Consider the following 23,978-nt stretch of genomic DNA (forward strand, 5'->3'; position numbering starts at 1 on the left):
TATTCAGTGTTATCGGTATCGCTGTTTTGATCTGGACGGAACTTCGCAAAACTGTTCGATCCATTATACAAATGCGCAAGAAGCTAACGCCTTTTTTAAGAGCCTAGAGGCTCATTACAAACTAGATTTTGCCACAGAGTAGTTTGGCGAATCACTAAATGAAATAACTATGTATAGACTACAAGAGATAAAACCGAGTGTCCTTCGAGGGATACCTATTACAAATGAACAAGAGATCATTCATCAAACAGGAAGTCCATTGAGACTAGAAGATGGATATGCCCTTATAAAAAAGCAAACGGAGCATTTTACCATTGATGATCCACTTGCTAAAGAGGCAGATCGATTGCTGTTTGAATTGGTAGAGAAACATCGTAAAAATACGGCTAAAGAGCCAATCAAAAGATCAAAGAGTAAAGTGACACCATTACTTAGCAAAGAAGCGATTCAGATTCGAGAGAATGAACGCCTGCGTGCTATACGGCTTTTGAAACTCAAATTAACCCTAACCCCTAAAAGCGCATAAGATGACGGATATAGCAAAAATACAAGCATTGGATTTGACTAAAATAGGTAATGAGGATGTGAAGTCAGAAATTGAGAAACTCATTAAAGATTATGAAAGTGCAGAGGATAAAGAAGATTTTATAGCGGTGACTAAAGAGAGTTCAAATCTCATCTTGGAACTCATAGAAGAAGTATATCCTGATGCAATTACCGAGCAAGAAAAACCATGTATCGAAGTGGTGGTTTCCTCTGAAAAAGTACCTCTGAAAACACCAATAACACCTACCCCTAAAAAACAAACAACATCTACGCCTAAAAAAGAGAAAAAAAAGACAGATGCAAAAAAAGTTAAAGCTCCAAAAAAGCCTATCAAGAAAAAATCTGCAACACCTACTTTAAGTAAACTAGAAGCATTACAGGCAGAAGTCGAGGAATGTAGAAAAAGAGGGGCGACTCGAAAAACTACCAAAAAGAAAACACCTGCGATTCCAAAGACGGTATATGATAAGGTGTATAGTCATATTAATGCTATTGCCAATTTACTCCCTGATCGCTTTAGGAATGATTCTCAAAAAATAAACGATCTCAAAAGAATGAGTTTAGGGATTCATAAAAAAGTAGTGGGAGTATTTGAACTTAATGAAAACTTAGCTGAAAAAAGCAAGGTCGCACTGAAACAAAAATTTAAAGATATCACTAAAAGAATTAAAACAAATGACAGCAAATAAGAAACTATTAATTATTACAGGAGCGGGATTAGCTGTTGGACTTGCCGAGGCACTCCTATATTATAATCTAGGAACAAATTCAGATACCAACGAAGATTTTAAGTTTGGTATTCCTAGAGGTGCAGAACTTGGAAAAACACTTGGTATTGTTTTAGCCATGTCAGTAGCAACGGCTTTGTTATCTAATGGTGTTGAGTACCTAGTAAATAAACAAGAATTACAAATCGCATAATAATCCTTAAAAACTATGAAAAAGATCACACATGAGTCGTATATAAATAAGCACGCACTAGACATCGCATTACTGCCAAGTGATGTTCAACAGAAAATTGGTGTATTTGAAAAGATGCTTGCTTTAGAAGAAACTATAGAGAAGCACGATGAGCAAGAATTAGAAAACAGACTCTTTGCCTTGGACAAAGAAATTACTGATGAGCTAAAAGAATTAAAGCCTCTTTATAAAACGTATCAATCAGATCATAACATCACAAAACAGGACAATCCGAAACAGGAAAAATTAAAAATTAGCGATGACCAGACGATTTTAGCCCAGTTAGTTGCTAGCAAAAAAAATAAGAGCGTCATGTTAAGCTCTTTGCGAGCATTAGGGTTCAAAGGGGAGTTAGGTAAAGTCACAATCTTCGGGAAGTACCGTATTACAAGGGTTTCTTTTTGTTTTTATTGTTACACTATTACAGAGATTGTTAAATAGATGACTATTTAATGACTGTTTTGTGACCATTTAGTGAAGTTTAGATAGACGATAATTGACCAAACATTGATTGCGCTAAAAATTCGTTTTCCCCTTTGAATTAGATAGCTTGAAACTGTAAAAATAGACGATGCTGTCATGGAAGAAAAACAATTATTAACAAAGGAATTAGACGCTGAAATATTACAGCTAATTGCAAAGTTCGGTTTTGAAAGAGCCATAAAGGTAATGCAAAGCATGACCTGTAGTGATCGGATCATTACCAATACTCATAAAGTAGATTTAGTTGTTCATTTTCTCAAAATAAAAGCAACTGAGGTTTTTGATGTACCTATATCTACTTTATTAACCGCTACAGATGAAAGTTCAAAACAGGCACGAATGTGTAGCTACTATTTGCTCATTACTTATTTGGACATGAGTTATCGCAGTGTTGGGAAGTATTATAAAAAATCGAATCGAAGCACGCGTTACAACTATAAAAAACTAGAGGAGATTCTCTCGATTAAATCGTATTACAAAGAATTATATGAGCGATTTGTCGTATTAGAGCGTCTATTTATTAATTATTTGATACAATTAAACATGAAATAATGGAAGATGAATTAGAAAAAGAAATTCAAGATGTGTTGTCTACTGATACATCGAGTAATGCATTACAGACACCTATTTCAGAGAATCAAAGTCCACTTACCCAATCAGTGAAAAATGGAGATATCGCTAAGATAAAAAGTGATGATGCTAAGCAGAGGGTTTCAGGGGGCGGATTTCGCGAAACAGCAGAACGTGAATATGCTCGTGAACAGGCTTATGTAGCCAGAGAAGACGCACCCGAACAACAGATAGAACAATCTGAAGTACACGAGGGTGAAAAAGAGACAGCCAAAGCTATAATTTCCGATAAACAAGCTACGCAAACAGCAGAAGCGCTCCTTGGTATGGCGGATAATTTTTTAGCCGTTGGTGGTGGTTTCTTTGTGAAAATTAGAAAGCATGAAGAGTTTTTTGAGTTTGAAGAACTTGTAGAAGTCATTGATTCCCAAAACGAGAAGAATATAAGACGTATCAGGCTTGATGCAGACGATAAAGCGCTTTTAACGCCACTTCTTGCTCAGGTAATAAAAAACAAAACCAAACAGCTTTCGCCTGAACAGCAACTCTTGGGAGCCGTTATTTCAGTGATTGTCAAAAAAGCGCAAACGGTCATGGAAGTACGCGCTGAAAACAAATCTCTTGAAGGACGTATTCTTCAAATTGTAAGAGAAGCGAAACTCCCAGATACAAAAGACAAAGAGGAACAAGAGGGAAAACAAACCCCTGAAGAGCCAGATCAACAAGCTCCTTTAGAGAATGATACACTAAAAGAAGAGGTTATTGTTGACAGCGATGATGATTTTGAGTTTGATCCTGTGATCTATGATGTAGAAAACACGCAGACTAGAAATGTTTCCAAAACATCGAATGAGGCTACGGGTATGAACCTCGTCTATGAAGAGGCAAAACCCACACAATCCCTTGACAAAAAGCACGCAAAAGGTGAAGGTTCTGCTCCAAAAAATAGGCAGAGAGTAATGCAGACTACTGAAGAAATACTAGAAGTTTCTGATGATACTTCCTAGTGTGAACTAGCAATTTTACATATAGTCACTAATAGTGATTTCTAACACTGAGGATAGCTATTGCTGACAGTTAGGCATTAGATAGTTAAGCGCTGATGCTTTATGACATGACACACTTTTTTGTGTTGTGCTGGAAATTGTATTGCCTTTTGTAAGGCAAATAACCTAAAATATTTTAAACAGATCATACATAATGAAAGTGACAAAGGATCGTCAACCCATGATCATGCTTGTTTGTGGTGAGACAGGGGTAGGTAAGACCTATCGTAATAAACTTGAAATTAAAGAGTATTTGAATCAGCATTTAGCTATAGGTAAAAAAGGGCGTAAAGTATTAGCCTTTGATACCAACGATGATGATTATCCAGAATTTAGAACGGTTGATCCAAACCATATAAAATCACTCTCTAAAATTCATGCGCGTCGCATACGCCCTTTTAATCCCGATGGTTCTCCGATGGACACTGCCCAAAAACGTGAGGTTATTGAAAAGATTATGAAGCATTATAAAAATGGGATGGTGGTTTTGGATGATATCGATCATTATATGGCAGGGGCAAAAGGTCAGAATATGATTGGTGCTTTGTGTACGGTTCGTCATAAGGGGATTGATGTATTACTTACCCATCAATCGGTAGCTAAGATTACCACCTCAGAGTGGCAGAACTGTACGTGGCTTAGACTACATCATCAAGTAGATGATGTGACTCGCTATCGAGATCGTATCCCTAAATACAATCTGGTGCGGATCGCTCAACTCATTGTTGATGCTCATTATGAATTGGCTTCTACGGCTTTCTCTTTAGGCAAGATATCTGAAAAGAAGTATCAGGTACTAAAGAGTTTTTTTGTGTATGTCAATATGCGTGAACAACGCATTGTAGGATGCTCACGGGCTTCTTACATAAAAGCAGTGAAGCGCTATATCGATCAAGAGGAAACCAAGAAGATACGAATGCTCTTACAGGAGCGTGATTTTAATGGAAACACCATCTATAAAGATCGAAATAGGGTGGTTTTAAAGCTCATTAAAGAGTACTTACGCTATCATTCTGCATAGGCTTTAGGTTATTTTGGGTAGGCTTTTGGTCAGTTGAAAGTAATCCAAAAAGGATTTATATGTCTGATTATATGGAAATTACTCTTTTTTGTAAAAAAATAAAATTGTCACCCCTACCAAACTGGTGACGCGGAATCTCGAATCTTTCCACCCAACTTGCACCCTAGTTAGAAATACAAGATCACTTGAGGAATTAAAACAAGAATTAACTTTTTAAAAAACAAATTGATGGCACAAGAATCAAACATTGATATTAAAGCAATTGCTTTTATCGCATCAGCTGGTATTGCAGGCATTTTACTAGGCACTTTTTTAATAGCGCCTATGGTGGCGAAAGCCAAGGCTAAAAAACTAGAAAAAGAAACAACCAAAGCGGTTACCGCTAAGAAGTAAAATGGCTTGTAAGTTTTAAATAGAAGCTAACAAAAAAAGATTTTAAACTTTAAAAAAAGACACTATGAATCCATATAATGATGAATTAATGCAATATGAAGAAGAAGCAGAAGGACACTATGATGATTTCTATGAGGGAGAGTATGAAGAAGACTATGAAACAGGCTTAGAAGGATATGATGATGAGGAAGAAGAATACGACGGATATGATGATGAGTATGACGATCCCTACCCTTATGAGGATGATGGGTATATTGGTGCTGTAGGGGACTATGATGATTTTACCAAACAGAGTATTGGGCGAATCAACCCTAATGACCGTACACTTACCATTGCTGTTACTAATACCTCTACGGAATCGGCAATTGCCATTCTTTTCGGCGCGAATGCAGAAGAGGCACAACCCAATGGGGTTATTGTTGATGTGGAGGAATCTTCTCATAAAGAAGTACGTGAAGAGAGTAAGGCGCACCCTTTTAAAATTGCAGGGATGAAATACTCTGTTAGCGCCCCGATACAGTTTGATAATGTACTTCGCATTCAAAGACGTACTGCTTCAGGAACGCAGACCAATCGGGTGTATCAACCTCGTAATGCCACATCCCCACAAAATTTCAATAATACCCTTATTGATGATGATAATTTTGAAATGGACGTAACAGGACAGGATGCCCTTCGCTTTACAATCAATGCGAACAGCAAGGCGGTATTTACCTTTACTGTGAAGGCGCGCGCCAATCTTGGAAACCTACTTCGTGGTCAAAATGTAGCGGAACTCTCCAACGCTCCTAGAACAACAGGGCTTCCTCAATTAGATTTAGTAAGACGTAAACGTCCTACGGCGCTTGGACTTCCATCACGTCGTCGTCCAGCACGTCGTCGTCCAAGACCTACGCGCTCTAAAAGAAAGCGTTTGGCTAGAAGAAGAAGACGTCCTAACACTCAACTTGTTCGCAGAAGACGTTAATCCCCCTTTGACGTCAACTGTAACCTTAGTCAGTATAGCGCTAAGAGTGCGCTATACTGACTTTACTTAAACTGTAGAATTTTATGAACACAACCCGATATATTGGATTGGGACAAAATCGGATCGATTATATTGTGTATCACAATATAGCAGAGGCTCAAAAGCTTTTGTATGATGCGGGTTTTGAATCCCCTGAATCCCCTGATGATCTTGTAGAGGCTATCAAAGAACTTGTTCGCAAACAAGGGCGTACTGTTATTGAAGCCCTTTTAAAAATACACCCTGATAAAAAAGCAATTCTTTCTATTGAAGGCGTTTCAAAAGTATGTGAGAATTGCAAAACAAAGCTTTCGGACACTAAAAAAAGTGGATGTGGTTCTTGCAAGAAAGCAGCCACTTTAAAAGAAGATGATTTTATAAGTGATCCTGACAGCTTAGAACCCAGCGCACGATTACAAGTATTAATCGGAAAACACAAAGGCACTTCCAATAAAGGCGAACTCGAAAAAGAAATAGAACAGCTATGGAACTCGCTTCGCACCACGAGTCCAAAACAACCTTTAGCAGAAGAAACCATCCCCACAAATTATAACCTACTTACTAAAAAGGAGCTATGTGTATATGCTAGCATCTTTGGTATTGGTGTGCTTATGGGATGGGGTTTTTCCTATTCTAAAAACAGCTAGATATGACACAAGAACAATATAATGAAGCTATCAATCTAATAGGTCATTTGATCCTTACCGCTAGTGACGCTCTTAGAGAGTTATTAGGATATTATGGAGTAGGTTTTGAATCCGCTCCCACCAAAAGACAACTCATTGATGCCACTATAGAACTACTGACATCGGACACGGATGGTTTTACCGATGCGCTTTCCAAGTTAGTAGATCGCCATATAGATACCCAGGTGGAATCTATGATTTGGCTACGCAAGGTCGGATTTGATTTGCCAGATGCAGAAGATGCTTTTTTCGGTGGTCTTATTAAAGGGGCTATCGGCGCTATCGGTGGTCTTCTAAAGAAAAAGAAACGAAGAAATAGCAATAATAATAGTGGTAATAGTGGTGCTTCTTCCTCCCAAGCTTTACAAGCAAAACGCGACTTGGAATTGCAAATTCAACGAATGCAAGAACAGCAACGTCGTAGAGATGAAGAGCGCCGAAGAGAACAGGCAGAACGCCTTAGAAGAGAACAAGAAGAAAAGGCTAAAAGGCGTACCCAAACCATGCTTATGGTGGGAGGTGGTGTCGTCTTGTTGGCTCTAATAGGGGTTGCTGTATTTATGTCTCGCCCTAAAACACCGATGTATAACCCTGTCAAACAATAGAAACCATGATCGCTATGTATAGAGAAGATGAATTAGAACAGGATGAAGGATATGATGATTTTAATCCGTATGGTTTGCCCATAAGACCAAGAATTCATCGCGGAATAGCTCGTCCCTATTATCCAAAGATTAGAAAAAGGAAAATCAACAGGGTTGGTACTCGCCCAATGTCAAGACCCAAAAGAAGAAGACCTGTAAAAGGGGCAATGAGCATTCTTTTACCAAGAAAAAAAGCCATGCAATTTGGCAGGCCAAGGCGTATTGCTTTAAAAAAATCACCCATACTAAAGGTATCGCCTCCTGAAAAGCTTGCAAAAAGTAAAAAGGAAACCACGAGTGTCCAAAGAGTACCCCCAGGCAGAAAAATTAAAGCCAGAGAAAAAGCGAAAGCCCTTAAAAAAGAGACTGCTCAAAAAGAGGTAGCCTCTGAAAAGCCGAAGCGTGTGATGAGCAGAAAGAAAAAGATCCTCATTATCGGACTTACCATTATTAGCGTAAGTATCACAGGCTATCTGATTTATAATGCACAAAAAAAAGACACACTATGAATACACAAGCAAATCCTATAGAGTTTGAAACTGATGCAGGGGGAGAGCTAGATGCAGGCTTTTTATTTGCATCTTTTAAAAACACAGGTACTACTGATGCTCTAGTGAATGAGGTAGTTCTCAAAGCTGGAGAGGCTAAGGGATACCCTTTTGTGGGCAAAGCGTATCAAAGTCTATCCTATGACGCTCAACAAAGCACTTTACGAATCTTACACATTTTATAATCAAGAGATATGCAGGATCGTATAGAAACACAAAAGGGCATCTATCTGGATGATGATAGCTTTTTTGGAAGTAAGAAAAAACGAAAAAGACGTCGTGCGCGCCGTAAGAAACGTAGAACCACTCGTAAGGCACGTCAAAAACTTTTTGCAAAAAAGGTAGGCAATGTATATCGAGAGATAGGTGGAGCGACAGCGATAGGACAAGCAGTTGATACTCTTTTAAACCCCGTACAAACCGATACATCAAATACACCTAGTGATTTTGAAATAGGACTTCCATCAAATGATGGGCAGACGGATATAGCTTCCGAAAGTAAAGGCATTCCAACGGCATTTTTTATCATAGGGGGTGTGCTAGTCGTGGGAGTCATTGGGGTGATTATTTATAAAAAAAAGACAATCAAATTAAAGAGGTATGATTATTCCCATTCCAACAAATAAACAGCGTTTTGTGATCCATATTGGGATAAAGGCGCATCGTCCTATGGAATTAGGGATTCAAGCCTATGATCCTAGATACTCCCATACTTTTTATCTGCGTCGTAAAGCGCGGTTTTTAAAAGCAGGCGAAACGCGTGAATTTACCCTGAGATTCCCCGTGTCCTCTAAGGAAATGGAGCTGTTTATTTTTGACAAAAATGCAAGGCATGACCGACATTTTTCAGTGGTTTCATTTGAAGTAGCCCCTATGGAGGCTGTCTCGCTTTGGGCATCGGAATCTCAGCATCGCTTTTTAAAGTTTGCCATAGCATTTGCTCAAAAAGCAGGACAAACCCCTACAGGCTTTTATGATAGTCCGGGTGGGGAGTTTCTGTTTCACTATCTAGCTTCCATTACAGACGGATCAGGTAAAGAACTGATTACCCCAGCGAGAACCCACCGATTAATGCCGAGGGTTCAAATATCAAAGCGTCTTTTTTTAGGGTTTACCATTCCGATCAGGGTAGCCATTTTAGCCCATGAAGGATGCCATTGGTTTTTAAACACCCGAAGTCAAACTACGGCTGATTTGTGTGGGATCAAACAGTATTTAGACTATGGCTTTCCAAAAATTGAGGCGGTCTATGCCATGACTCAAATATTTGGAAGCTATCCAGAGCTTGTTGGAGAGGCGCAATTAAAAAGAACCCGTGATGTAGTGCGCTTTATAGAGGCTCACACCCAAGAGAAAGAAACCATTAGTTACACCTAAATAAATGAGCCATGATACACCCTTTAGATTCGCACTATAATTACAGAAGGTTTTATAAAAACCTGACCAAAGAATTTCAATCGCTACAGTTTATAGTAACTAATTCAACTGATACCGCGCAGCGTGTTCGTCTTTGGGGGGCGAATAGCGATTTATCAGTGAGTACGACCGATACCTTCGATAATCGGTTTAATGAGAATCGATCCATTGTAGTGGGTAGTTATCCGCAAGGGATGGTTTACAATCCAGCCAATGATCTGTTTTATGTGGTGAATCAACTCTCAGATGATGTGAGTGTTTTTAATAGTCAGGGAGAGGTCTTGCACACCATTGCCCTTGCTAGTATTCCCTTTACCGTTTCTTATTCCCCTATTGCTATAACGGTACACACCAAAGCGGATAGTCCGAATTATGGAGAGGTGTATGTGCTGAGTTCTATTAGAGATAGTATTAGTGTGATTGCGCTAGATTTTACCATTAGTGAGGAATTGTCGGTCATTAAACGCCCCACGAGTTTTGTGTATAATCCTATAGATGACGCTTTGTATGTCACAGGGATTACAGAGGCAAATATATTTGTCATTGACACCCCCACCAGAGCGGTAGCACAACGATCCATTGAAGGTATTCCCTCAAGCATGGGACTTGATAGCGATACAGGGAATGTATTTATCCATATCCCTGTTTTGCAAGAGGTATTTATCTATGATACTGCCCATAATCGTGTAGGACTCATAGATCAGGTGACAAAGGATATTATCGCATGGGCATATCATCCACTAGCAAGGCATATCTATGGTATTCTAGCAAACGATGCCAGTTTACTCGCTATTGATACCACATCATTTGTAGCAAGTGAAATTCCCTTAGAAGGTGTTGGCGGTAGTATTGCCTATAGCGTATCTGAAGGACTTTTATATATCGGAGAGACTACCAATAATCAGGTATTACGGTTAAATGCGGATAATGATTTTATCGATCCCTATCCTATAGTCGATTTTGAAACGGGTATTGCTATCCACCCTACAAGTGGTTTAGTTGCTGTTTCAAAAGCAACCACTAATAGCGTCACTCTTGGACTTGTCGTAAAACAAGGGGTAAGTATTAAAGAAGATTATGATGAGTACCGTCAGGAGTTTCAATTTAATCCTGCGCTAGTGAAACATTTAAAAATTATTAGTAGTGACCGTCTTATAAGCACCCTAGAACTTGAAGATGTTTCGATCAGTGGGAAAAGGGATCGTCGTTTTTTAAGCATAAGCAATTACAGTAGCCCTCAAAACTTTTTAAGCGTTGCAGAAGTCTTTGATATTGATGGATGCGTGATTGACGGTCTTCACAGATGGTACTTCACGATTCCAGCCCAGACCACCATCACACTACTTATCTACTACAAGAAACTAGATTGGTTCGGTGTCTTAGAAAATGAGTTAGATCGTCAATAGTGACCTCGCTAGTTACCATATAATTTAATAAAAAAAGAACATGAAAACACTTATAAATATAGCTCTTAGTCAGTACGGCACTACCGAGAAGGTAGCAAGTATGCACAACCCTGTTATTGTCAATTATTTTAAAGAAATCGGCTATGATTGGGTAAAAGATGATGAAATGGCTTGGTGCAGTGCTTTTGCCAATTGGGTAGCCCTCAAAGCCAATAAAAAAGGAAGTGGAAAACTCAATGCACGCTCTTGGCTTCGAGTTGGGAAAAAGGTAATAAGACCAGTGGTAGGAGATGTGGTGGTTTTTTGGCGGGAGTCTAAAAACTCTTGGAAAGGACACGTTGGTTTTTTTATCGGCTATTCTGAAGATAGAAAACAAATCTACTGTTTAGGTGGTAATCAAAGCAATCAGGTAAATATCAAAGCCTACCCTGCCTACAGGCTTCTTGGCTTTAGAAGATTAGCCCTTTAAAGGGGAGTAGTTCAACTAACTGTATAGCAAACAAAAAATAGATACAATGGAAACACTTAATTATTTGGTCATACAATCCACCAATACCTCAGAGGCGAAGAACCTGAATAAAGATGCTATTATTAACCATCATACACGCCCTATTTCAAATGGTGGTTTAGGCTTTAATAGACCAGGATTTGATTATCTCATTTTACAAGATGGAACACTTGAAACCTTAGTCAGTGAAAACAGCCCGACAAATGTGGATTTATGGGGTGTCTCAGGAGGGAAACGTCCCATTTTAGGAAAGGTCAAGCATATCGGTTATGTGGGGGGGCGTACCCTAAAAGAAGCCTTTTGGAAAGATACGCGCACCGAAGAGCAAACCAAAACCCTAGAAGCGATTGTGAAATTTTACACCCTTCGATTCCCTAAAATCATCGTTGTAGGATTTGATGATCCTACTTACGTTGAGGAATCTAAAAACCCTGCCTTTGATGTGCAGGCATGGCTAGAATCCATTGGAATACCAACGCGTAATCAATACCAAAGAACACCCATTATAAGAACTGTTTAATAGTTACCTAATCCCTAGAAAATGTCTAAAGCTCTCACTGTAAACACCTACTCATTTGTGATCCCTGAAAAGGATGATCCCTGCGATCTATGGATCGGTTATTTTGATGCGCTCAAAAAAGCCGTGGGAAGCGCTCATGCTAAAACCTTATGGCTGATCACTTGGAAAAAAACAGGAGCAGTAAGCTGTACTAGCCGTCCAGCTTTTAATACGTGGATGGATGCTAAGGGACTTGATGTATCTAATATCGCGACACGAACGCTATCGGATCTTTCTGAAATTCAAGCAAACTTCTTTGGACTTGGAAAGAATCTCACCAAAACCATTGCTATAGGGATTCCTGTGCTTTTAATCGCTCTTATCATTGGCATCCTTGTCATTGGTAAAAAGGCGGTAGATAGTACTGAAATAGAAGATATAAAAATGCTAACCCCTGTAGGGAGAGCAAGTAAATTACTATCCAAATGAGACTTACCAAAGTACATAAAGTAGGGATAGCAAGCGTCTTTGGGGTGTTGGTGGTAGCCATAGGGTATGCAAGTGTAAGAGCCAAGAAAAGAGACAAACGATACACCTTATTCTTACAAGCTATTTCAAACGCTATAGCCGATATAGGAGGCGGACTTGACAGTACAAAAGCTTTTGATCTGCAATACAAAGCACGGGTATTACAGAGTGTATCTCAAACGGTAATTACCCTTAAAAAGCAGACCGCTATCGGATATGCCTATCAAATTAATAGCGCTTTAACACCTTGGTATCTAAATGACGATGAAGAAAAAATCTACGGTGTTTTTAGAAGTCTTAAAGACAAGGTGCAGGTATCGCAGCTTGCTAGTGCTTATCAAGAAGAGTATGGAAACAACCTGATCGATGTATTAAAGGATCGTTTAAGCACTTCGGAAATAAAAATAGTGATGGGGATTGTAGCAAAGCTACCTCCTTATAGAACCTTATAAAAAAGTAATACAGATGAAATTATCAAAAACAACATGGTGGATGATTGGAGGCAGTGTTTTAGCCGTTTCTGGTATTGGATTGTATCTAGTACTCTCTAAAAAGAAAAAAGCGTCTAGCAAAGGAGCAATAGCTACAGCTAATGGCATATTTCCAAAAGAAGGTACACCACAATCCGTCACTCAAAAAGCGAGGGTAAAACAAGAGCCTAATTGGAACAAACCGTTTAATTACGGATATATCGATGATGTAAAAGCGTGGCTCGCTCCTAAGAAGATTAAAGAATTACCAAAAGTAAAAGCAATCGCACTAGCCAAAGTGCTAAAGCAGGCAAAAGGCACTTTTAATGATGATGAAAAAGCAGTGGGAAATGTCTTTGGGAAACAGCTTAGAGACAAGACACAAGTATGTAGCGTATCTCGCGCTTTTTACGATGTGTATAAAAAAGATTTATGGCAACATCTTGATAGTTTTTTAAGTGCAAAAGAAATGCAAATAAATGTAACGATCCCCGTGAGAAAGCTTGTTAACTATTAATTTTAAAACGATGAAACAGCACATAAAAACAACAGATAAAGCTCCTAATAGTTCAAAAGAATTGGTAGTGGTCGGTGGTATTATTCTAGTATTAGCCATAGGTGGATTTACTTGGTATTACTTTCATAAGAAGAAAAAGAATACGACCCCAAGTATAGATAATGATCCATTAGATACGGACGTATTTAATACCCCGCCATTTAGACCTATTTCAAATAATAGCACATCTTCACCTTCAATTTCGAGTTCAAATTCAACTTCAAGTTCGTCGTCTTCTATGTATATCAAAAGAGGTAGTAGGCATCCAGATGTGAAGATTCTACAACGCTATTTAAAATACTACAAAGAACCACTCGGACGTAGTGGACCAAAACGAGATGGTGTGGATGGTATTTACGGCAAACTAACGGCTAAAGGCGCTCAAAAACGATTAGGTAAAACAAGCTTTACAAGGTCTGATATTCAGTCCATGAAAAACACTTTAAAACTCTTAGGAACATGAAAATTACAGTAAAAGAAATAGGAATCAGTGGCGCTTTAATACTAGGAAGTGGACTGCTCATTGGATGTATCTCGGCATTGTGTCAAAAAAAGGAGTCTGATGCGCAAAAGGTAACAGGCAGCCCCAAAACAAAAGGCGATACAACTCCTGTAGTTCAGATGAAAATAGTTCCTAACAATGAGCCTATAAAAGAGCCTGTAAAGGACACAAAGATGGAAGCGTCTAAACAAATCATTTCTAACGAAGTCACTCCCAAAGAGGTTATTAAATCAGAAGTGGTTCCTACTGAAGTAGAAGAAGCACCAGCGGTAAAACAAACAGAAATAAAAACTGAAATAGCTCTTATAGAAACCCCTGAAGCTTTAGAAGAAGTTACACCAGTAACAGAGATGATCTCTGATGATTTTCCGCTCCAATTAGGCAGTAAAGGAGAGAGAGTATTTGCCCTTCAAAAATACCTTTTAAAACATCACGGTTGGGGCGGTGAAGTAACCGATGAGTTCGATCAGAACCTAGCTAATAGAGTTTTGCATCTTTTAAAGGTTGATCAGATTGATCAGGCGTTATTTAAGAGACTCATGCGTAAAAATAAAAGAAGAAGGTAATGTCCGAAAACAAAAAAAGAAACGGCGGTCTTTTAAATGCACTGATTGACAAAGATGGAATTAAAACCGAAGTAACCCTTACCATTACCAATACTACAGCTACTAAGGTAGCTCTTACCCTACTTATCTCAGGAATCAGTCTCATTGTAATGGCAAGATTACTTAAAGAGGTATTTCCAAGTAAAGAACTTACTGCCATTAAATCGGACGTGTCTGAGATTAAAAGCATATTAAATAAATAAAAAAAACGAAAACTATGATCACAAGTATCGAATATCTATTTGATTATTTAACAAGCCTTGATTGGGGGTATATCATCACATTTATACTCATTTCACATTTAGTAAATCAAACCAAAATAACAGCATGGGTTTTTAAAGTTTCCAATGTTAAAATACCTACTCGATATAGAGTATTACTCACAGGTATCGGATATGGCGTTTTAGTATATCTACTAAGAGGCTATGATGCATCTAAAATAGAATGCTTATTTCAATCTTTTGTATTTGCTATGGTCTTTCACAAGCTTGTTGTAGACAAACTTTTTGCTGTATTAAAATTAAACCCAGTAGAACCAAATTATGATGACTATAGTGAAGAATAATTGGAAACTACTCACAGGGATTGTTCTTGTCATTGTATTAGTTAGCACTTATTTGTTTTCAGATGATAACTTGCAAACCACAACATTCCCTGACTTATTAGAACAAGAGAATAAAGAACTGTTTGTTTTGAATACAGCACTCGACACCAAGGTGCAAGATTTAAAAATACAAGCAGAAAACTTACAAGAAATCATTAACGAGAAAGATCAGCAGATCTATCACTTAAAACAAACGTTAGATGAAAACATTAATCGTATTAATAACTATTCTGTCCTTGAGTTGGAGCGGTTTTTCGCAAGGCTTAAAACCGATAGTATACCCCATTGATGGGGAGTCCTATTTTTGTTTTACACAGTGGCAATCCAAATATATCGCCAAGACTTTTGAAAAAGAAAAACTCCAAAAAGGAATTATAGGTCTATTAGAATCTCAAAAAAAAGAGTTACTCCTATTACAAGAAGTAAAAGATTCCACCATTCTATTTTTAGAAAATAAAAATGCCAATCAATCCCTAGTGATTGATAACAAGAACTTAGCCTATAAAGCTCTTGTAATCGATAACAAAGCCCTTACAAAAAAAGTAAAAAGGCAAGGATTTAAAAACACCGTCTTTGGTGGAGCAATTCTTGTCTTAGTAGGAGTATTAATCATTAAATAAAAGCCTATGTCAATTTCAGGATATCAAAGTGATGCTTCTCAGAATGGAGGCTCTCAAACATCACAAAATAGTGTTACAATACACGAAATTCTACCCGAGCATTTAAGCACAAGTCTTACCCACTCTGCTTCTTATAATACCTATAGTCTTATTAATGAGAATTTGATCATTGCAAAGGATATTAGACTAAGCCCTAGAACCCCTGAACTAGAAATTGGAGATTGGCTTGTAAGCTTGCCTGCTCCACTAATAGATGAGGGGAATCATACAGGAACCTTGTTTAGTATAGGATGGAGTCAGTTTTTCTATTCTATAGATATAGATGGAAGAGTCACGATAAGCGGAACATTCGTAAATGATCAGGATGAACTCATTTTAAATATAAACCCATATATCGTAGAACTCCCACTTCGGTTTAAAACCTTTGGAAGTCCTTTTTAGATCAGGTAAGGAATAGATACTCTAAAAAAGAATTTTAAAAATATACAGTATGGATATTGCAAAAATTATAATTGTCATATTTAGCGCTACGGGGTTTTGGAAACTCATAGAGCTATTAATACAATTTAAAAGTCAAAATCGCTTAAAGAATGCAGAAATACACAACTTACAAGTACACGATAACAGTGTGATCATTGAAAACTATAAGGTGTGGGCTGAGGGTATGGAGAAGCGATTAAAAGAGCTTGAAGAGAAGAACGAAGAAAATACTAAGATCATTATAGAACAGCGAGAAAAAATTGAAAAATTAGAAAAATATGTAGATCAGTTAGAAGAAGAAATCAAACCTTATAGAACCTCCTCAGATGAATGATAATAATGGAAATACCCTACTGAATGTTGTCTTTGGAATTTTTATGATTGCTAGTATCATAAAGGTAGGGATCGAATTAAAGGATCGTTATAGAAAGGGAAATGACGACCATAAGAAAGAATAAAGATGATCTCTAATTATAAACACATTTATGTAGGTATTGGAACAGTAGTACTCCTAGTGGGTGGTGCTGTTTTAATAGGTTATTTAACCCAATCAAAAGTAAAAAAAGTGGCGAGTAACGTTGACTTTTCTGTTTTTGACAGTAAGGATATAGCGGGTTCTGGACGGTGTATAAATAGATCACTTTTAAAACGATTGCTAGTACTCGAAAAAAGAACAGGCTATCCAGTGCTTAAAAATATCAACTCGGCAGTACGGAGCCGTTATTGGAATAAAAAAGTGGGCGGAGTGAGTAATTCCGCCCACTTGATTACGAAATGTAAAGCTGTTGATATTCACGCCCCCACGCGAGCTGTTCGTAATCTGTTGGTGGTTCAAGCATATAATCTTGGTTTTACTCGTATTGGGGTTGGTAAAACATTTGTGCATCTGGATGTAGATATGTCTAAACCGCAATACGTGGCTTGGGGATATCCTTCGGGAACTCAACCTGAAATTAACCCGTTTGTTTAATTTTGTACATGAAGCTCTTTTCTAATAAGAAGCTTAATGGTAATGCCTAGTTGTCCTAAATGATACATAGTATGATGGATCACACCTTCTATAGCAAACTCAAAAGGATAGACACTTTTATGATTATCTTCTCTGTAGGTCTTTTCTAACAGAGAATCATCCTTATCTCCAATAAGAACAATGATAGATAGAATACTTTTTTCATAATCTTCTTTTAATTGTTTCCATCCAATTGTTTTAAGTTCTTCGTTAGAGCGCCAATATTCAGGTTGATAGACTTGCTGTGACTTAAAATGTATTTTTAGTTTATTAATTATGTCTATGTTTGAAGCCGTCATGTGTCCTATAATTTCTGCAACACTATGAAGTTCTAGAATAGGACGTGTAAAGGCGGTATACTCTGAAATGCCCTCTATTTTCTCCATCATATTCTGACCTACCCACAATGCTTTGTAATTGACGGCTTCTAATTGTTGTGCGTAATACTGTATTGTCATGTGTATTTTTTACTTTTATGATGATAGAACTACACCCAAAACCCCAAACGAAAATATGGTGCAATGACTTTGGAAGACATGGGTGGATAGTTCTACTTTTCGGGGTGAAAAACCGATGAGAAACTATACCCAATAAGTGCTTTTTCTTCCCCTAAAAAGACAGACTTAAAGGATATAGTATCAACTACTTAATTGAGTGTTTATTATTCAAAAATATAATTGTATAGTTTCTTTAAAATTCATAGGACTATAACCCAAAATATTTGAGTGTGGTGCAATTTACATCAAACACTAAGGGCTTAATTATAGTCCTACTTTTGTAAAGGGTGAAAAGCGTACATGAGTGTTTAAAGTTCTATTAATTATGAAGCTAAATTATTGATATAGTGAAGTGTAAGAACAATCTAAAAGTATAAAAAAAATATACTTTTAGATTGTATATATTTAAGAAAAAAAACTTATAAGAACCCCTGTTCTTTAGCCTTTATAATAAGTTCTCTGTTACTATTGTCTGACACATTGAAAATATCCATAAGCCTGCCTTTACGTTTTTGGACTGTGCTTTTAGAAAGTGATAGTAACTCTTGAAGTTCTACATTACTAGCTCCTTGAGATATTTCATAGAGTAGTTGTCTATCAATAAGGTCTATTGAGAAGTCACTTGAGATTAATTTTTGTGAATATGCAGTTATTGACTCTGAATAATAGGTTGTAGATGTAGGTTCAAAAATCTTCTTCAATGCTATTAGTAATGCTTCAGGAGTAATGTCTCCTTTTACGAAGAAGCCATCAGGATTAACCGTTTTAATTATATTTTGGATTCTAAAATTATCTTTTATTAAGGTTATTACAATAATTTTGGAAGAGAGGCATAATGTTTTTTTTACCCAAAGTCCAATATCTTCTCCAGAAAATAGCTTTTGAGATGGATATGCTGGAAGTTGTATATCTAAAAGAATTAGTTCGTAAAAATTATTTCTTAAAGAAATCTTGTCATAAGCTTCTTTACAATTAGATGCTATATCAATAACAAACTTATATTGTTGTTGACTATTACTAAGCTTTGAGAATACCTGTTTTATAGCAAATCTCATTAAAGAATGATCTTCTATAATAAGGACTTTAAGTTGTTTTAAATCATTTCTTTCGTCTATATACTCTATGTTGTTTTTGTTAGGTATATCATCTTTCTTTTTCATAAATCGTGTCGCACCACAAAATTATTATAAGGCAATTGTTTTAGCTTCTTCTAAATCTTTTAATTGTTTATCTAGTTGTCCATAAATCATCATGGCTCTTCTATGCGCTAGTTTTGACCATGTTTCCATATTATCAGTTTCTTTAATAAATAAAGGTAAACACTCTAAGGCTTCTATCTTCTTTGTTATAAATATATTAGTATCTTGAATGGAATCAACTTTTGACTGTATTTGCAACATTTTTAAATCTTTTTCTTTTAAAGCATCTATCCTTCTTTCAACTTCATATTTAAGTCGTAATATTTCTTTTTTCCGATTATTAACAACTCTATTTAATTTTAGTAATAGAAGAAGTAAAGAAGCAATAAAGATTGTTAAAATCAGAAAAGTGATTATAAAATGCCCGTCGCCAAAACCATTAACATAATCATGTATCGCAGCAATCGCTAGATATGAATTAAACACAATACTAGTTAAGAAAACTATTATCAAAAGCTTTTTTAAAAAAGTTTCTTTCACTTTTTCAAAAGGGAAAATCAATAAAATACCAATAGCAAAAAATACAAGGTTTAGCTTTTGTGCAATAGTCCACATTATGTCATGAGAATTAAAACCTTCTATAATTTTAAAACTTTTCCCAAATATTACAAATTCAGTAAAATTTGGGAATAATTGGTCTAAATAGTTTAATAGAAATGTACTTAAAATAAAAAATATCCCTATATAAGTTTTAATCTTCATTTTTAGTGTCGGTAGAATCTTTTTCAGATTCTGACTTTTCTATGTCTTCTATGATTTTTTTTACTTCTGGATCTTCCTCGGAAGCTCTACCATTATCAGGTCTCTTTGCCATAATTGATGTTTAATAGTTTTACATATCTAATATATAGTAAAGAATTCAAAAATAACAATCAATAACCCTCCATAATATTACGGTAAAACCATAAAAAACAACTTATTATATATAATTAAAGTGTAAGTAGTACACTCTAAAAGTATATTTTTTTTACTCTTTTAGAGTGTTTACACACAAAACATCCTCTCTAGTTTTGTTTTCTAAAGTATAAAAAACGGTTTTTCAATTAGATCAGTCACTTCATTCACTTACATGGTGTTAGAGTTGTTGTGGAATTGTACTTGAACTTTTCTTAATTTTTGAAAAATCCTTTATGCTTTTATGTATTAATTTAAAACCATAAATGAAAATGAGTAAGAATGTAGGATTTTGGAGGACAAGAATATTTCTAGTCCTCACAGTAATGACACTTTTTGTGTGTTGTCAAAAAGATGATGCCTCTTTTACCTCCCTAGAAGGACATCTACACGAACATTTACAAACAACCACTACCACTGTTTCTTTAGATGAGATTCCAGAAGTGGCAGATTACCTCTCAACACTAGGAGATCATAAAGGAAGTTTTATCATTGAGAAGTCTATTGATTCAAACAATAGGTCAAGCGAATCTGATTTAGTAATAGGAACGCTACAAACAAGAGAAATTATTGAGGTAACTGATCAATATGATCGTAAGAATCATACGTTTTTACTTACCTCTATTGAGAATACTAATACAACTGTTACATCAACATTTAACCTTGTTGTTCAAGAATCTTCTACAGGTTTATTCTCATACATTGTAGAATATCGTCCTGATGAAGGGTGGATTCCAAATTATAGAGATACTCAAGATTTTTCAACTTTTAGTGGAGAGATCATACATTACAGCATCACAGGAAGGTATATAGCAAAACTAAACTTGATAGACGGTGTAGCTATTAATGGGGAAACGAGAAGCCCGTGTTCTGATGATGGTAATCCAAATGGAGGTGGAGGTAATGATGGTGGTAATGATGGAAGCCCAGGACCAGGAGATGGTGACGGAGGTGGAAATGGAGACAACCCTCCACCTGATCCTGATGTGTCAGCTGATCTTAAATGGCTCTGTGTTTGGAGACAATTTTTACATAATGAACCAAGTGAATGTAATAACCCTAGTATGGGTGGTTCATGGGTTATTGTAATTACTTATGGCGATAAGAGTGTAGAAGATACCGTACGATGTCCTGATGATCTACCTGAACTTCCTGAAGTATGCTATGATGATTATGGTGATCCTTGTCCCAACCAATGTGATCCAAGTGGAAATGGATGTGCCGAAGCACCACCAGAAGATCAACCTGATAATACGAATACGACAATAGGTATCTTATTTGATGATGATTTAATTTTCGCTATATCTGAATACTTAGAATCTCCATTAACTAATGAACAAGAAAATTATTTAATTCAAAATAGTGATATAGCCGAAGAGTTTTTAGAATATTTACAGAATAATTTCTCCGATTCTGAAAAAGCTAATTACGCTAGGGTTCTACTTACTATTACAACTAATGTTGAAGAAAGTCCAACTTGGATACCTAATAGTGGAGTTTTTAAAAATCGACAAGCTTTAAGTTATACACATACCTATAATCCCCCAGATACTGATGGTACAATGTTCTTGCTTGAAAACGGGAGTGTATTATATGAATCTGTACATTACAGAGCAATTAATCCAGAAGATTTATCAACAATTGCACCGACTGACGGCCCTCTTCAAGACAACTATCATTATGTATATGACTATAATTCCAATGATTGGTATGAATACTTATTGCCAACACAAAATTTTGACTGCCTCTCTTGTGACATAGAAGCCTTTTTTCAGGCTGTTATTGAAAATGGTGGGGTTGTATTAGGTAGATACATTTTACCCATAGAAGATATTCTTATTGTAATAACGGGGGAAGATTTTGATGGTGTAGAACAAAGTAGAGCCGTAGCTGGAATATTAATTTTAGTTGACATAGTTCCTGGTAGTGATCTTGTAAAATTAATAAGGCTTACAAAATATGGAGATGAAGTTATAGAAGCAACACAAGCAGTTATAAGGTATCTTGATGAAATCGCAAGTACTCAAAAAAGAGTTGTTGAGAACGTTTTAGAAGGAGTGATTGACTTAAATGCAAATGGTAATACAAGAAGAAAAGGTAATTTTGGAGAAATGGTCACTGATGTGGATTTTGCTTCTAATGGCTATGAACCTCTTCATGTCAGAATAACAAATATTGATCAACCCTTGGGGCCAGGGATAGATGGGATTTTTAAAAATCCACAAACAGGAGAATTCTTAATTGTAGAGAGTAAATATAACACCTCTACTCTAGGTAATACTATAGATGGAAAGCAGATGAGTGATTCTTGGATTTTGGGTTTAAATAGCGGAAATAATAGATTGATCCAAGAAGTAGGACAAGAATTGGGTGAAGAAATAATGGATGCTGGATACACTAGGGTTATTTCAAGGGTACTTCCAGATGGAAGTCAAGTTTACTCTGAATTAAATGAACTTGGAAATATTATAGGAGTCTGGATACCCTAAATTTATTTATTTAAAAACTGACTATTAATTCGGGAAATCTTTTCTAATTTAGTGATTTCCCGAATTTAAAAATAAAATTATATACTATAAATGAGAGATAAAATTAAGGATATTAGCTACTTTAATGAACGTGTAGAAGCGCTTGAGAATAGTATTGATAGACGTATCAATAAACTTGAAAATAATTTAATAAAAGAAGAAAGAATTAGTATTGTTAAATTAAGTATGTCTACAACTTATAGGAATTTAATAATTGCTAAATATTCTAGGGGGGACAATATAAAATCTAATAACATTATAGATTTATATACACAATCAGTATCTTTAATGTATGAAAATTGGACAGAAGGGTCAGGTAAATTTGTCCACTCAAAAGGAAATACAACCACTATTTTAGACCAATATACGTTCTCTAATTACCTTGGGATTTTAGAGGTAATATCTTTAGGGGTTCTGCTTAGTATCTCTGACACTGTATTTAATAAATTAATTATATATGTAGAAAGAGATCGAGTTAAAGATTTTTTACTTGACTTTCTATTCTGTTATAAAGACAAGGCTAAAACTCCTGTTGTAGAAGAAAGTTACCAAGTTTTTTTTCATATTAATGAGCGCTACGGAAGGTTAAAGAATATTATACAAGAACCCAACAATAAAATAGCAGAACAAGAATTAAAATATTTTTTAGAAAAGGAATGGTATGCAAGTTTTAAAGGAACTCCAATGTATGGTCTTCATAAAAATGTACATGACCTTTATGTTGGATATTGGTGTTTTATAGCTGCAGCCATAGTTAAAATAAAAGACTTGGATGATAGTACATTTAGGGATAATAAATATTACCCAAAGGATTTAATAACTTGATATTATGAAAATTATATGTATCGCTTTTTTCTTCTTATTTGTAAGCATATCTGATGCCCAAGTAAAAAGTATCGAATTACCAGAAGGAGAACAAGAAGTTAAAATTACAAGAGTGACGCCTGTATTAAGTTTTTATATTGATAAACTTGAGAATATTTACCTAGAAAAAGAACCTATTAATTTAAATGACATTGGCTTAAAATTAGATCAGGCAATAAAAACCATTCCTGAACAAAATAGGTTACGTACTGTAATCTTTCTCTATATAGATAAACAAACACCTTATAGTACCGTTGATAAATTAAAAACAGAAATTGCTTCTTTAAATATTCGAAAAATAGTTTACAAGACGGGGTCAATTGAAGATAAAGATTTTTTTAAGGGTGTTTACCGGAAAAATTATCCTCAATATAATGCTATGACAATGAGTGAAGAGCCTACTGTTGAGATTCCTACATTTGTTCCCATATCTAAATCAGGCTCTACAAAAAATATACCGCCTCCGCCACTACCTCCATTACATTGGACATATCTTTTAGAAAAAGAAATTTATTCCAATCAAAAGCAGATAATAGAAAAGACTCTTTCAGATCGAGAAATTAGTTGTATTACAGCCACAAATAAGGGAATTATTTATAATTCAGAACTGATACAATCACAAGATAACGAAGCTTTATTAGAGCTATTTAAGTCTTTAAATGTACTGTTTTTAGATTTTGACAAAGACTTGTCTTATAACTCATACATAGAAACCTTAAAGTCTTTTAAAGGAATATATAAACTCTTAGAAAGAAGTAAAAAGAAAGCCTTCTTAGTTGAGTTATCATCACAAATTAAAGCTATCCATAATGGAAGTGAAATTGATTTTTGTAAAAATTTGGATTAGACCTTTTATCTCTTTATGAAAAAAATAGATATTATTTTTTATT

Annotated in this window: 38 protein-coding genes; 34 read left to right on the forward strand and 4 right to left on the reverse strand. The window is 35.9% G+C overall.

What is annotated here, in order from left to right:
- Positions 1-169: 169 nt before the first annotated feature.
- From CHB80_RS13910 to CHB80_RS14050, 31 genes are all read left to right on the forward strand, one after another.
- Positions 170-526, forward strand: a complete 357-nt coding sequence (locus tag CHB80_RS13910) for a hypothetical protein (protein WP_089372098.1) — start codon at positions 170-172, stop codon at positions 524-526.
- 1 nt (position 527) lies between these two features.
- On the forward strand, positions 528-1,235 hold the full coding sequence (locus CHB80_RS13915) for a hypothetical protein (RefSeq protein ID WP_089372099.1): 708 nt from the start codon (positions 528-530) through the stop codon (positions 1,233-1,235).
- Positions 1,222-1,467 (forward strand): hypothetical protein, encoded by a 246-nt coding sequence (locus tag CHB80_RS13920; RefSeq protein ID WP_089372100.1) that lies wholly within the window; start codon positions 1,222-1,224, stop codon positions 1,465-1,467. The genes CHB80_RS13915 and CHB80_RS13920 overlap by 14 nt, the downstream gene beginning before the upstream one ends.
- A 15-nt stretch (positions 1,468-1,482) precedes the next feature.
- Positions 1,483-1,947, forward strand: coding sequence for a hypothetical protein (locus CHB80_RS13925; RefSeq protein ID WP_089372101.1), 465 nt, complete (start codon positions 1,483-1,485; stop codon positions 1,945-1,947).
- A gap of 138 nt (positions 1,948-2,085) precedes the next feature.
- Positions 2,086-2,541, forward strand: a complete 456-nt coding sequence (locus tag CHB80_RS13930; RefSeq protein WP_089372102.1) for a hypothetical protein — start codon at positions 2,086-2,088, stop codon at positions 2,539-2,541.
- A complete protein-coding gene (locus CHB80_RS13935; RefSeq protein ID WP_089372103.1) occupies positions 2,541-3,566 on the forward strand; it encodes a hypothetical protein in 1,026 nt (341 codons plus the stop codon). Before CHB80_RS13930 ends, CHB80_RS13935 begins: the two co-directional genes overlap by 1 nt.
- Positions 3,567-3,759: 193 nt before the next feature.
- Positions 3,760-4,626, forward strand: a complete 867-nt coding sequence (locus CHB80_RS13940) for a zonular occludens toxin domain-containing protein (RefSeq protein ID WP_089372104.1) — start codon at positions 3,760-3,762, stop codon at positions 4,624-4,626.
- A gap of 228 nt (positions 4,627-4,854) precedes the next feature.
- Positions 4,855-5,019 (forward strand): hypothetical protein, encoded by a 165-nt coding sequence (locus tag CHB80_RS24675; protein ID WP_179218170.1) that lies wholly within the window; start codon positions 4,855-4,857, stop codon positions 5,017-5,019.
- 64 nt (positions 5,020-5,083) lie between these two features.
- Positions 5,084-5,986, forward strand: a complete 903-nt coding sequence (locus CHB80_RS13945; protein ID WP_089372105.1) for a hypothetical protein — start codon at positions 5,084-5,086, stop codon at positions 5,984-5,986.
- Positions 5,987-6,069: 83 nt separating this feature from the next.
- Positions 6,070-6,672: a hypothetical protein gene (locus tag CHB80_RS13950; RefSeq protein WP_089372106.1), complete on the forward strand. Its 603-nt coding sequence runs from the start codon at positions 6,070-6,072 to the stop codon at positions 6,670-6,672.
- Between the two features lie 2 nt (positions 6,673-6,674).
- Positions 6,675-7,316, forward strand: a complete 642-nt coding sequence (locus tag CHB80_RS13955; RefSeq protein ID WP_089372107.1) for a hypothetical protein — start codon at positions 6,675-6,677, stop codon at positions 7,314-7,316.
- A gap of 14 nt (positions 7,317-7,330) precedes the next feature.
- The gene (locus CHB80_RS13960) at positions 7,331-7,864 is read left to right on the forward strand and encodes a hypothetical protein (RefSeq protein ID WP_143337138.1); all 534 of its coding nucleotides are present in this window, start codon (positions 7,331-7,333) and stop codon (positions 7,862-7,864) included.
- Positions 7,861-8,088 (forward strand): hypothetical protein, encoded by a 228-nt coding sequence (locus CHB80_RS13965; RefSeq protein WP_089372109.1) that lies wholly within the window; start codon positions 7,861-7,863, stop codon positions 8,086-8,088. The genes CHB80_RS13960 and CHB80_RS13965 overlap by 4 nt, the downstream gene beginning before the upstream one ends.
- 9 nt (positions 8,089-8,097) lie before the next feature.
- Positions 8,098-8,529 (forward strand): hypothetical protein, encoded by a 432-nt coding sequence (locus tag CHB80_RS13970; protein WP_089372110.1) that lies wholly within the window; start codon positions 8,098-8,100, stop codon positions 8,527-8,529.
- Positions 8,504-9,280, forward strand: coding sequence for a hypothetical protein (locus tag CHB80_RS13975; protein WP_089372111.1), 777 nt, complete (start codon positions 8,504-8,506; stop codon positions 9,278-9,280). Before CHB80_RS13970 ends, CHB80_RS13975 begins: the two co-directional genes overlap by 26 nt.
- A 158-nt stretch (positions 9,281-9,438) precedes the next feature.
- Positions 9,439-10,725: a YncE family protein gene (locus tag CHB80_RS13980; RefSeq protein WP_143337139.1), complete on the forward strand. Its 1,287-nt coding sequence runs from the start codon at positions 9,439-9,441 to the stop codon at positions 10,723-10,725.
- Between the two features lie 40 nt (positions 10,726-10,765).
- Complete coding sequence (locus CHB80_RS13985) at positions 10,766-11,194, forward strand: TIGR02594 family protein (protein WP_089372113.1); 429 nt, start codon at positions 10,766-10,768, stop codon at positions 11,192-11,194.
- Between the two features lie 64 nt (positions 11,195-11,258).
- Positions 11,259-11,753, forward strand: a complete 495-nt coding sequence (locus CHB80_RS13990) for an N-acetylmuramoyl-L-alanine amidase (RefSeq protein WP_244905571.1) — start codon at positions 11,259-11,261, stop codon at positions 11,751-11,753.
- 21 nt (positions 11,754-11,774) lie between these two features.
- Positions 11,775-12,221 carry a hypothetical protein gene (locus CHB80_RS13995; RefSeq protein WP_089372115.1) on the forward strand — a complete coding sequence of 149 codons (447 nt, stop codon included), beginning with the start codon at positions 11,775-11,777 and terminating at the stop codon, positions 12,219-12,221.
- Positions 12,218-12,712 (forward strand): hypothetical protein, encoded by a 495-nt coding sequence (locus tag CHB80_RS14000; RefSeq protein WP_089372116.1) that lies wholly within the window; start codon positions 12,218-12,220, stop codon positions 12,710-12,712. Before CHB80_RS13995 ends, CHB80_RS14000 begins: the two co-directional genes overlap by 4 nt.
- Positions 12,713-12,725: 13 nt before the next feature.
- On the forward strand, positions 12,726-13,247 hold the full coding sequence (locus CHB80_RS14005) for a hypothetical protein (protein ID WP_089372117.1): 522 nt from the start codon (positions 12,726-12,728) through the stop codon (positions 13,245-13,247).
- Between the two features lie 10 nt (positions 13,248-13,257).
- Complete coding sequence (locus CHB80_RS14010) at positions 13,258-13,749, forward strand: peptidoglycan-binding domain-containing protein (protein ID WP_089372253.1); 492 nt, start codon at positions 13,258-13,260, stop codon at positions 13,747-13,749.
- The gene (locus tag CHB80_RS14015) at positions 13,746-14,354 is read left to right on the forward strand and encodes a hypothetical protein (protein WP_089372118.1); all 609 of its coding nucleotides are present in this window, start codon (positions 13,746-13,748) and stop codon (positions 14,352-14,354) included. Before CHB80_RS14010 ends, CHB80_RS14015 begins: the two co-directional genes overlap by 4 nt.
- The gene (locus CHB80_RS14020; protein WP_089372119.1) at positions 14,354-14,596 is read left to right on the forward strand and encodes a hypothetical protein; all 243 of its coding nucleotides are present in this window, start codon (positions 14,354-14,356) and stop codon (positions 14,594-14,596) included. The genes CHB80_RS14015 and CHB80_RS14020 overlap by 1 nt, the downstream gene beginning before the upstream one ends.
- Before the next feature lie 14 nt (positions 14,597-14,610).
- On the forward strand, positions 14,611-14,958 hold the full coding sequence (locus CHB80_RS14025; RefSeq protein WP_089372120.1) for a hypothetical protein: 348 nt from the start codon (positions 14,611-14,613) through the stop codon (positions 14,956-14,958).
- Complete coding sequence (locus CHB80_RS14030) at positions 14,936-15,286, forward strand: hypothetical protein (protein ID WP_143337140.1); 351 nt, start codon at positions 14,936-14,938, stop codon at positions 15,284-15,286. The genes CHB80_RS14025 and CHB80_RS14030 overlap by 23 nt, the downstream gene beginning before the upstream one ends.
- Positions 15,198-15,617 carry a hypothetical protein gene (locus CHB80_RS14035; protein ID WP_143337141.1) on the forward strand — a complete coding sequence of 140 codons (420 nt, stop codon included), beginning with the start codon at positions 15,198-15,200 and terminating at the stop codon, positions 15,615-15,617. The genes CHB80_RS14030 and CHB80_RS14035 overlap by 89 nt, the downstream gene beginning before the upstream one ends.
- 6 nt (positions 15,618-15,623) lie before the next feature.
- A complete protein-coding gene (locus tag CHB80_RS14040; RefSeq protein WP_089372123.1) occupies positions 15,624-16,058 on the forward strand; it encodes a hypothetical protein in 435 nt (144 codons plus the stop codon).
- A gap of 49 nt (positions 16,059-16,107) precedes the next feature.
- Positions 16,108-16,431 carry a hypothetical protein gene (locus CHB80_RS14045; RefSeq protein WP_089372124.1) on the forward strand — a complete coding sequence of 108 codons (324 nt, stop codon included), beginning with the start codon at positions 16,108-16,110 and terminating at the stop codon, positions 16,429-16,431.
- Positions 16,424-16,555 carry a hypothetical protein gene (locus CHB80_RS25035; protein ID WP_262486181.1) on the forward strand — a complete coding sequence of 44 codons (132 nt, stop codon included), beginning with the start codon at positions 16,424-16,426 and terminating at the stop codon, positions 16,553-16,555. The genes CHB80_RS14045 and CHB80_RS25035 overlap by 8 nt, the downstream gene beginning before the upstream one ends.
- Before the next feature lie 2 nt (positions 16,556-16,557).
- Positions 16,558-17,067, forward strand: a complete 510-nt coding sequence (locus CHB80_RS14050; RefSeq protein ID WP_089372125.1) for a D-Ala-D-Ala carboxypeptidase family metallohydrolase — start codon at positions 16,558-16,560, stop codon at positions 17,065-17,067.
- On the opposite strand, the gene CHB80_RS14055 is transcribed toward CHB80_RS14050, so the two are convergent.
- The 4 genes from CHB80_RS14055 to CHB80_RS25040 form a co-directional block, all read right to left on the reverse strand.
- Complete coding sequence (locus CHB80_RS14055) at positions 17,064-17,564, reverse strand: DinB family protein (RefSeq protein WP_089372126.1); 501 nt, start codon at positions 17,562-17,564, stop codon at positions 17,064-17,066. The genes CHB80_RS14050 and CHB80_RS14055 overlap by 4 nt on opposite strands.
- A 458-nt stretch (positions 17,565-18,022) precedes the next feature.
- Positions 18,023-18,763 (reverse strand): helix-turn-helix domain-containing protein, encoded by a 741-nt coding sequence (locus CHB80_RS14060; RefSeq protein ID WP_089372127.1) that lies wholly within the window; start codon positions 18,761-18,763, stop codon positions 18,023-18,025.
- A 24-nt stretch (positions 18,764-18,787) separates the two neighbouring features.
- Positions 18,788-19,504: a hypothetical protein gene (locus tag CHB80_RS14065; RefSeq protein WP_089372128.1), complete on the reverse strand. Its 717-nt coding sequence runs from the start codon at positions 19,502-19,504 to the stop codon at positions 18,788-18,790.
- On the reverse strand, positions 19,494-19,616 hold the full coding sequence (locus CHB80_RS25040) for a hypothetical protein (RefSeq protein ID WP_262486182.1): 123 nt from the start codon (positions 19,614-19,616) through the stop codon (positions 19,494-19,496). Before CHB80_RS25040 ends, CHB80_RS14065 begins: the two co-directional genes overlap by 11 nt.
- 352 nt (positions 19,617-19,968) lie before the next feature.
- Here CHB80_RS25040 and CHB80_RS14070 point away from each other — a divergent pair, with 352 nt between their 5' ends.
- The 3 genes from CHB80_RS14070 to CHB80_RS14080 all read left to right on the forward strand — a co-directional run bounded on the left by CHB80_RS14070 (position 19,969) and on the right by CHB80_RS14080 (position 23,935).
- Positions 19,969-22,185: a hypothetical protein gene (locus CHB80_RS14070; protein WP_143337142.1), complete on the forward strand. Its 2,217-nt coding sequence runs from the start codon at positions 19,969-19,971 to the stop codon at positions 22,183-22,185.
- Positions 22,186-22,275: 90 nt separating this feature from the next.
- Positions 22,276-23,049 carry a PoNe immunity protein domain-containing protein gene (locus CHB80_RS14075; RefSeq protein ID WP_089372130.1) on the forward strand — a complete coding sequence of 258 codons (774 nt, stop codon included), beginning with the start codon at positions 22,276-22,278 and terminating at the stop codon, positions 23,047-23,049.
- A 4-nt stretch (positions 23,050-23,053) separates the two neighbouring features.
- Positions 23,054-23,935: an ExbD/TolR family protein gene (locus CHB80_RS14080; RefSeq protein WP_089372131.1), complete on the forward strand. Its 882-nt coding sequence runs from the start codon at positions 23,054-23,056 to the stop codon at positions 23,933-23,935.
- Positions 23,936-23,978: the final 43 nt, after the last annotated feature.

This window comes from Dokdonia pacifica, assembly GCF_900188275.1.
GTDB lineage: Bacteria > Bacteroidota > Bacteroidia > Flavobacteriales > Flavobacteriaceae > Dokdonia > Dokdonia pacifica.